The sequence below is a fragment of the Oscillibacter valericigenes genome (assembly GCF_021531435.1).
GTDB classification, from domain to species: Bacteria; Bacillota; Clostridia; order Oscillospirales; family Oscillospiraceae; genus Oscillibacter; species Oscillibacter valericigenes_B.
Genome location: NZ_JAFBIS010000049.1, coordinates 1 through 6,355 on the forward strand (window position 1 = coordinate 1; position 6,355 = coordinate 6,355).

General features: G+C 57.8%; 5 protein-coding genes. 3 read left to right on the plus strand and 2 right to left on the minus strand.

Features of this window, described 5'->3' with window-relative positions; genetic code table 11:
• Positions 1-158 precede the first annotated feature (158 nt).
• Entirely contained in the window at positions 159-1,682 is a 1,524-nt protein-coding gene (gene putP, locus JQM68_RS13325) for a sodium/proline symporter PutP (protein WP_235223513.1), read from the minus strand.
• Between the two features lie 196 nt (positions 1,683-1,878).
• Positions 1,879-2,469, minus strand: a complete 591-nt coding sequence (locus tag JQM68_RS13330) for a TetR/AcrR family transcriptional regulator (protein ID WP_235223514.1) — start codon at positions 2,467-2,469, stop codon at positions 1,879-1,881.
• A 192-nt stretch (positions 2,470-2,661) separates the two neighbouring features.
• Between JQM68_RS13330 and dapF the strand changes: the two genes are divergently transcribed.
• The 3 genes from dapF (at position 2,662) to JQM68_RS13345 (ending at position 6,250) form a co-directional block, all read left to right on the plus strand.
• Positions 2,662-3,507, plus strand: a complete 846-nt coding sequence (gene dapF / locus JQM68_RS13335; RefSeq protein ID WP_235223515.1) for a diaminopimelate epimerase — start codon at positions 2,662-2,664, stop codon at positions 3,505-3,507.
• A 29-nt stretch (positions 3,508-3,536) separates the two neighbouring features.
• Positions 3,537-4,781, plus strand: coding sequence for a dicarboxylate/amino acid:cation symporter (locus JQM68_RS13340; RefSeq protein WP_235223516.1), 1,245 nt, complete (start codon positions 3,537-3,539; stop codon positions 4,779-4,781).
• A 110-nt stretch (positions 4,782-4,891) separates the two neighbouring features.
• Positions 4,892-6,250, plus strand: coding sequence for an 8-oxoguanine deaminase (locus tag JQM68_RS13345; RefSeq protein WP_235223517.1), 1,359 nt, complete (start codon positions 4,892-4,894; stop codon positions 6,248-6,250).
• Positions 6,251-6,355: the final 105 nt, after the last annotated feature.

The following is a 6,355-nucleotide window of genomic DNA, read 5'->3' on the forward strand; positions in this document are numbered from 1 at the left end:
TTTTCAAATGACTCACATCCGGAGCAGCGCTGTCAGACAGCTTTGTTAGAATACCAAACCAATCCCAATTTGTCAACACTTAATTTCGATTTTTTCAAAAAAAATCATCCGCGTGCTATCACACGCGGATGACTCCAAATCTTATATAATAATGTATGTTATTCAGCTTTCACTTCATCAAAAATCGTTTCAACGCTTTCATCCGGTTTGCCCGTCAGCAGGCTGACTACAACAATGGCAATAGAAGCGGCGATGAATGCAGGCAGCAGCTCGTAAATGGCGAAAGCGCCGCCAAGGGGAGCAATGCAATACTTCCAGATAAATACCATGGACCCGCCAACGACCATACCTGCCAAAGCTCCCCACTTATTGGAGCGTTTCCAGAACAGGCCAAAAAGGACGGTGGGGCCAAAGGCCGCGCCAAAGCCAGCCCAGGCGAAAGACACCACGCGGAACACAGAGCTGTTCGGATTCCGGGCCAGAAATACAGCGATCACAGAAATGGCCACCATGACGCTGCGGGCCAGAGTCATGCTCTTCTTGCTGTCCAGTTTGATGCCAAAGAACTCTCCCACCAGGTTCTGGGAGACAGAGGAGGATGCAGCCAGCAGCTGAGAATCGGCAGTGGACATGGTAGCGGCCAGAATGCCCGCCAGAATAATGCCCGCCAGCAATGCCGCCAGGACGCCGTGCTGTGCGATCAGGCTGGCGATACGGACAATGATTGTCTCAGAATCCGCCAGTTCCTCCAGGGCACCCGCCTTCGTCATACCGTTGCCGACCACACCGATGAACACTGCCACAGCCATGGAAATGACGACCCAGACAGTCGCCACACGGCGGGAAAGAGGCAGTTTTTTCTCGTCCTCGATCGCCATGAAGCGCACCAAAATGTGAGGCATTCCAAAATAGCCGAGACCCCAGGCCAGCAGAGAGCAGATCGTCAGGAAACTGTAAGGATCAGCACCGCCAGTAGAAGGATTGTAGATATTGCTGAGGGACAAATAGCCCGCCATAGACTGTGCATTGGAGACAACGGCGCCCATGCCGCCAGCCTTTGTGACGCCAAAGCCCAGCACCACGACCAATGCGATGGTCATAATAATGGATTGGACCAGATCGGTAAAGGACGCCGCCAGGAAGCCGCCCAGAACCGTATAGATCACAATGATGGCGGCGGAGATCAGCATCGCAGCGCCGTAATCCACGCCGAAAAGGGTGCCGAACAGCTTGCCGCAGGCAGAAAAGCCGGATGCCAGATAGGGTACGAAGAAAATGATAATAATCACGGCTGCGATAGCGGATAACAGGTTCCGCTGGTCGCCCCAGCGCTTGGAGAAAAACTGGGGAACCGTAATGGCTCCCAGCCGGGTAGAATACCGGCGGAGACGTTTTGCCACAATGAGCCAGTTCAGGTAAGTTCCCACCGCCAGGCCGATGGCGGTCCAGCTGGCTTCCGCCAGACCGGTAAGGTATGCTACACCGGGCAGGCCCATCAGCAGCCAGGAAGACATGTCGCTGGCCTCAGCGCTCATAGCGGTAACAAAGGGGCCCAGCTTCCGTCCGCCCAGATAGAAGTCATCCACGGAATTGTTCTTCCTGGCGAACCAGAAACCCACTCCCAGCATTCCCGCCAAATAAACAATAATGGCGAGTAAAATGCAAACCTCTGCGATTGTCATGATTTTCTCTCTCCTTTTGTGTTTCAATGTCTGGTATCATACCATACTTTTTACAAGAATAAAATACAGAACGGAGTATAGAATATATTCTATACTCCGTTTCTTTAAATTTCCGTTTTTCCTAATAAAATCAGCAAAAATTAACAATACGTTTTTTCATAATCAAATGCATCCAAAAAATAAGTTTCCCGCATTCTCAGCAGCAGGCCCGATAGCTTTCCAAAAACATAGGCGTCATTCTGTCCGTATAGGCCACCAGGGAATACTCTCCACCGGACAGGCACCAGTCGTACATCAGCGCCCGCTCCCACAGGGCGTAGGCTTTCACGATCTCGTTGACCGTGAAGTCCTTCCGCAGTTCTCCTCTCCGCTGTCCCTCCGTGATGATCTGCCGCAGCAGCTTGAAATAGGTGCGGTTCCGGTCCAGCAGGTGCTTTTCGCCCCGGGCCAGCAGCTGGGTGGAGAGAAGCCGGGCCAGCAGGTCCATGGAAATGCTGGCGTCGATCATGGCGAACAGCTCGTGGTTCAGATAGACCAGCTTCTCCATGGCGCCCAGATCCGGGGACATGGTTTCCTTCAGCTCCTCGTATTTCTCGTCGAACACATTGGCCAGCGTGCCCAGCAAGGCGTCCTTGCCGTCAAAATAGTGATAGAAGGACCCCTTGGAAGTCTCCGACTCAAAGACGATGTCCTCCACCGTCGTGTCCTCATAGCCCTGCTCATAAAACAGCTTCCAGGCCGCGGAGATGATGCGGCCCTTTGTATTTCTGGTGTTTTTCCTCGGCATACGGCACGACTTCCCTTCTGTTTGCTACCTCTAATATAACGGCTTTACCCGCCCAAATCAAGCGGATGTTCCCAACAGGAGCGCAGGATTTGCATATTTTTTAGCACATTCTCCAATGTTCAAAACGCATCCTTTATTGGTATAATACATTAAAGAGTAAAATGTGCGCGTATTGGATAGAGGAGGAGCGATATGCGGTTCTGGAAAATGAACGGCGCCGGCAATGATTTTGTGGTGCTGAACAATCTGGAGGAACACCTCCCCGTGGAAGTCCTGCCCCAGGTTGCCCGAACGCTGTGTGAGCGGCATCTGTCCATCGGTGCCGACGGATTGATGGTGGTGGACGCCCCCACCCAGGGCGGCGATTACAAAATGCTGTTCTTCAATTCCGACGGCAGCGTGGGCGAGATGTGCGGCAACGGCGCCCGCTGTATCTGCAGGTACGGCTACGAAAACGGCCTGGCCGGGGAAGTGCAGACGGTGGAGACCACCGCCGGCATCGTCACGGGCCGCCGGGTGTCGGAGCGGCTGTACCGCGTCCGGCTCAACGACCCCACCACCGTCAAGCTGGATTACCCCGTGGAAGTGGACGGCGTGACCTACGACTGCTCCTATGTGGAGCTGGGCAATCCCGGCCTGCCCCACGCGGTCATCCCCTACTCCGGTTTGAAAAACGCCGACTGGAACGAGCTGCGGGAGCTGGGGCGGAAGCTCCGCTGGCATCCCGCCTTCCCCAAGGGCGCCAACGTGAATTTTTACGAGCTCACCGGCGAGGACACGGTCTACGAGCGGACCTTCGAGCGGGGTGTGGAGGATTTCACCTACGCCTGCGGCACCGGCACCGGCTCCGTGGTGACGGTCCTGACCCTTCAGGGCAAGGTCAGCGGAAAGAACGTCAAGGTCGATATGACCGGCGGTCAGCTCATCATCGACGTGGAGCGGGAGAACGGCCGCGTCACGGACCTGTTCCTGACAGGCCCCACCAACATCGTTGCAAAGGGCGAGGTCACCGACGAGGACCTCTGTCTTGCAAAATAGTGTGTGAATAAAACATAGGAGGAAACAGTATGGATAAGAAATCCGTCGCAAAAAATTACCGCTTCATGGCCATTATGATCGGGTCCATGATCCTGGGCGCCATCGTGGGCTGGATCTGGCCCGCTTTCGGCAACAAAATCAGCTTCCTGGGCACCGTGTTCATCAACATGATGTTCTGTATCGTGGTGCCTCTGGTGTTCGCGTCCATCGCCGGCGCCGTGGCCAATATGGGAAGCCGCAAGCGTGCCGGTAAGATCATGGGCGTCACCATCGGCACCTTCGTGGTGACCGGCGCCATCGCCGCCGTCATCATGTTCTTCCTGGTGAAGCTGTTCCCCCCGGTGCTGTCCGCCTGGAGCGAGCTGCCCTCCGAGGAGATGGGCGAGTACGCCACTATGACGGAGATGATCGTCAACTTCTTCACCGCCGAGGACTTCGTGGGCCTGCTGACCCGCCGGGCCATGCTGCCCCTGATCGTGTTCTCCGTGCTGTTCGGCTTCGCCGTGAACCTGAACGGCGGCAAGGACACCCTGGTGGGCAAGTTCCTGGAGGACCTGACCAACGTCATGCTGAAGTTCGTGAAGATCGTCACCTACTACGCCCCCATCGCCTTCTTTGCCATCTTCGCCGATCTGGTGGCTACCTACGGCTCCAAGGTCACCGTGACCTACGGCCGTGCCCTGCTGCTGTACTATCCCCTGTGCTTCATCTACATCTTCACCGCGTGGCCCCTGTTCGCCTGGTTCGGCGGCGGCAAGGGCGCCGTCAAGACCATGTTCCAGCACATCACCCGTCCCGCCGTGGTCTCCCTGGGCACCTGCTCCTCTGTCGCCACCATCCCTACCAACATGGAAGTGGCCGCCGAGACTGGTATTTCCAAGGATGTCTCCGACATGGTGCTGCCTCTGGGCGCCACTATGCACATGGACGGCTCCTGCTTCTCCTGCGTGCTGAAGATCGCCTTCGTGCTGGGCGTGTTCGGCCAGGAGCTGAGCTTCAGCAAGCTGGTTCCCGTGGTGCTGGTGGCCGTGCTGTCCTCCGTGGGCATGAGCGGTGTTCCCGGCGGCGGCTACATCGGCGAGTACATCATCTGCTCCATCTTCTTCCCCGAGCAGATCGAGGTGGCCTTCCCCATTCTGGTTGCCATCGGCAATCTGGTGGACCCCCCCGCTACCATGATCAACTCCGCCGGCGACTATGTGGTCTCCTACATCGTCTCCCGCTTCGTGGACGGCAAGGACTGGCTGCAGAAGGCTCTGGCTGCCAAGCAGTAATCTCATATATCTCTCCAGGGAGACCGCTGCGGCGGTCTCCTTTTTTTGCTGAAAGGTTGACCTCCTGTGCATTCTCCTTTATACTGAACGTATGAAAGGAGCGTGGTCCCATGTCCACCCTGCTGCTGAAAAACCTGCACACCCTCGTCACCTGTGACGACAGCGACGAAATTCTACACGCCGTGGACCTCTATTGTGAGGACGGCATCATCCGCGCCATCGGCCCGAACCTTCCTCAAACCGCCGATACCGTCATCGACGGCAGCCATTACTGGTGCTATCCCGGCCTGGTGAACACCCACCACCACCTGTATCAGGTGTTCTCCCGGAATCTGCCCCAGGTGCAGAACATGGAGCTGTTCGACTGGCTCACCACCCTGTATGAGATCTGGAAGGGTCTGGATGAAACGGTCATCCGCCTCTCCTCCCTCACCGGCATGGGGGAGCTGATGAAGCACGGCTGCACCACCTGCTTTGACCACCACTACGTCTTCCCCGCCGGGGCGGGCGACCTCATCGGCGCCCAGTTTGCCGCGGCGGAGGAACTGGGCATCCGGATGTTCGCCTCCCGGGGCAGCATGGACCTCTCCAAAAAAGACGGCGGTCTGCCGCCGGACAGCGTGGTCCAGACGGTGGACGAAATTATGAAGGATTCCGTCCGCATCATCGAGCAGTATCACGACCCCCGGCCCGGCTCCATGCGTCAGGTGGCCCTGGCTCCCTGCTCCCCCTTCTCCGTCAGCGCCGAGCTGCTGCGGCAGAGCGCTATTCTGGCCCGGCAGTACGGCGTCCGGCTCCACACCCACCTGTGCGAGACGAAGGACGAGGAGAATTACATGCTCACCCATCACGGTGTCCGGCCCCTGGAGTTCATGGCCTCCCTGGGCTGGACCGGTCCGGATGTGTGGTACGCCCACGGCGTCCACTTCAACGACGAGGAGCTGCGGGAGCTGGCCCGGACCGGCACCGGCGTGGCCCACTGCCCCATTTCCAACATGAAGCTGGCCTCCGGCGTGGCCCGCATCCCGGAGATGCTGGCCCTGGGCGTGCCCGTGGGCCTGGCGGTGGACGGCTCCGCCAGCAACGACGGCTCCTCCCTGATGGAGGAACTGCGGGTAGCCTACCTGCTGCACCGCCTGAACAGCAGCAAAGTGGCCCCCTCCGGCTATCAGGTACTGAAAATGGCCACCCGGGGCAGCGCCCGGCTGCTGGGCCGGGACGACATCGGCCAGCTGGCCGTGGGCAAGTGCGCCGATTTGTTCCTGGTGGATTCCCGCCGTCTGGAGCTGGTGGGCGGCGAGTACAGCCCCGCCGACGTACTGGCCACCGTGGGGCTCCGCGGCCCGGTGGACTACACCGTGGTCAACGGCAAGGTCGTGGTGAAGGAGGGCCGCCTCGTCACCGTCGACGAGGAAAAGGTAGCCGAAGAAGCCCGGAACTGCTGCCGGGAATATCTGTCGAAAGCGTAAAAAACAGGAGCCTGTATCGTAAAACGGTAAGCGTCAATTCTAACAGCGTATAAAAATCTCCACCTTGGCGCGAATGCGCTGAGGTGGAGATCAATCATTATTGAG

Excerpts from the sequence above, each read along its gene's own strand:
- JQM68_RS13345 (WP_235223517.1), top strand. The coding sequence starts at position 4,892 with ATGTCCACCCTGCTGCTGAAAAACCTGCACACCCTCGTCACCTGTGAC.
- JQM68_RS13340 (WP_235223516.1), top strand. The coding sequence starts at position 3,537 with ATGGATAAGAAATCCGTCGCAAAAAATTACCGCTTCATGGCCATTATG.
- JQM68_RS13330 (WP_235223514.1), bottom strand. The coding sequence starts at position 2,469 with ATGCCGAGGAAAAACACCAGAAATACAAAGGGCCGCATCATCTCCGCG.
- putP (WP_235223513.1), bottom strand. The coding sequence starts at position 1,682 with ATGACAATCGCAGAGGTTTGCATTTTACTCGCCATTATTGTTTATTTG.
- dapF (WP_235223515.1), top strand. The coding sequence starts at position 2,662 with ATGCGGTTCTGGAAAATGAACGGCGCCGGCAATGATTTTGTGGTGCTG.